2 protein-coding genes are annotated in these 1,235 nt (G+C 66.1%); one reads left to right on the forward strand and one right to left on the reverse strand.

Annotated elements, in window-relative coordinates; all coding sequences use genetic code 11:
- Positions 1-724 (forward strand): LysR substrate-binding domain-containing protein (locus MOV75_RS38770; protein ID WP_247008111.1); only part of this gene is annotated, 724 nt, incomplete at its 5' end.
- A gap of 239 nt (positions 725-963) precedes the next feature.
- On the opposite strand, the gene MOV75_RS38775 is transcribed toward MOV75_RS38770, so the two are convergent.
- A partial coding sequence (locus MOV75_RS38775; protein WP_247008113.1) for a tripartite tricarboxylate transporter substrate-binding protein occupies positions 964-1,235 on the reverse strand: 272 nt, incomplete at its 5' end.

A 1,235-nucleotide genomic window follows, 5' to 3' on the forward strand; every position in this document is an offset into this window, starting at 1 on the left:
CGTCGAATTGACCGCGGCCGGCGAGAGCCTGCTCGATCATGCGCGGCTCGTCATCCACCAGATCGACGCCATGCGCGGCGATCTCGCCGGCTTTGCCAGCGGCGTCCGCGCCAGCGTGCATTTCCTTGCCAACACCTCGGGCCTGTCGGAGCATCTGCCGAAGGCGCTCGCCGGCTTCCTGCGCGAGCATCGCGACGTCGCCATCGACATCGAGGAGCGCGAGAGCACCGACATCGCAGCTGCTATCACCGCAGGTGCGGCAGATCTCGGCTTTGCTGCCGAGCACGCGCTGCCTGAGCATATCGAGCGCTTCGTCTTCAGCGAGGACCGCCTGACGCTGGTGACGTCGAAGCGCGGCCCGTTCGCGGGCCGCCGCCAGATCGATTTTCAGGAGGCGGGGACCTGTGACTTCGTCGGTCTGACCAGCGCCACCGCGCTCCAGATGCACATTTCGAAACATGCAGCCCGGCTCGGCATGCGCCCGCATTTTCGCGCGCGGCTGCGCGACTTCGACGCGATCTGCCAGATGGTTGCCGCCGACGTCGGCGTTGCGCTCATGCCCGAAGCCGCCGCCCGCCGCTGCGCCAAACTGATGCCGCTCGCCATGGTTCGGCTACGCGACGCCTTCGCCAACCGAAGGCTCGTGATTTGCGCGCGCAGCTTCAAGGCGTTGCCAAGGCCGGCGAAAATGCTGGTGGAGCATTTGAGGGCCGCGGCGGTGTAAGGGGCGCCGACGCGAGCTGACGCTATAGCTGCGCACACAACTGAGCTCCATCCCCCCTTGCGGGGGAGGGCGGGGGAGGGGGTACCCAGCAAAAGGTGTTTGTGTCGCGAAGAAGTGTTCCTTTACGGTCGATGGAGTCCCCGTGTGACCCCCTCTCCCTAACTCTCCCCCGCAAGGGGGGAGGGAACGCACCGGTCGTGTTGAGATAGGTCGACTCTTACGCTCAAAGGAGCGTAGACCTACTTCGCCGTCTCTACCCCGGCGTCCTTGATCACCTTGGCCCACTTCTGGGTCTCGTCCGCGATGAAGGCGCGAAAGTGCTCTGGCTCGTCGCCGACCAGCGTCGCGCCCTGCGCGGCGAGCTTCTCCTTTACCGCCGGATCCGCCATCGCCTTGGTTGCCAGGCCATGCAGCGCCGCGACGATCTCCTTCGGCGTGCCCTTCGGCGCGACCATGCCGTACCAGTTCTCGATGTGGAGGCCGGCAAAACCCGCTTCCGCAGTGGTCGGCA

The organism is Bradyrhizobium sp. PRIMUS42 (genome assembly GCF_023006515.1).
GTDB lineage: Bacteria > Pseudomonadota > Alphaproteobacteria > Rhizobiales > Xanthobacteraceae > Bradyrhizobium.